General features: G+C 54.6%; 1 protein-coding gene. It reads left to right on the top strand.

What is annotated here, in order from left to right:
- The coding region (locus D2V08_RS18220; protein ID WP_147374035.1) for a chlorophyll a/b-binding protein at window positions 1–423 on the top strand (423 nt) is incomplete at its 5' end.
- Window positions 424–458 lie beyond the last annotated feature (35 nt).

Raw genomic sequence — 458 nt, 5'->3', positions numbered from 1 at the left:
GGAGAGGCCGTCTGGTTCAAGGCAGGCTCTCAAATCTTCAGCGAGGGTGGACTCGATTATTTGGGCAACCCGGGTTTGGTACATGCTCAGAGCATCTTGGCCATCTGGGCTACCCAAGTCCTGTTGATGGGAGCTGTTGAGGGCTACCGCATTGGTGGTGGGCCACTCGGGGAAGTTACCGACCCATTGTACCCGGGCGGTAGCTTCGACCCATTGGGCCTAGCTGAGGACCCGGAAGCATTTGCCGAGCTGAAGGTGAAGGAGCTAAAGAATGGTAGACTTGCCATGTTTTCAATGTTCGGATTCTTTGTTCAGGCCATCGTCACCGGAAAAGGGCCGTTGGAGAACCTCGCCGACCACCTTGCCGACCCCGTAAACAACAACGCATGGGCCTTCGCCACCAACTTTGTCCCCGGAAAGTGAAGCTCATTAGACATAGTGTAGCACGAAATTTTCAT

It is taken from the genome of Flagellimonas lutimaris (genome assembly GCF_003581615.1).
In the GTDB taxonomy this organism is placed as follows: domain Bacteria; phylum Bacteroidota; class Bacteroidia; order Flavobacteriales; family Flavobacteriaceae; genus Flagellimonas; species Flagellimonas lutimaris.
Note: the sequence above shows the minus strand (reverse complement) of the source record. Positions and strands in the feature narration are given on the sequence as shown.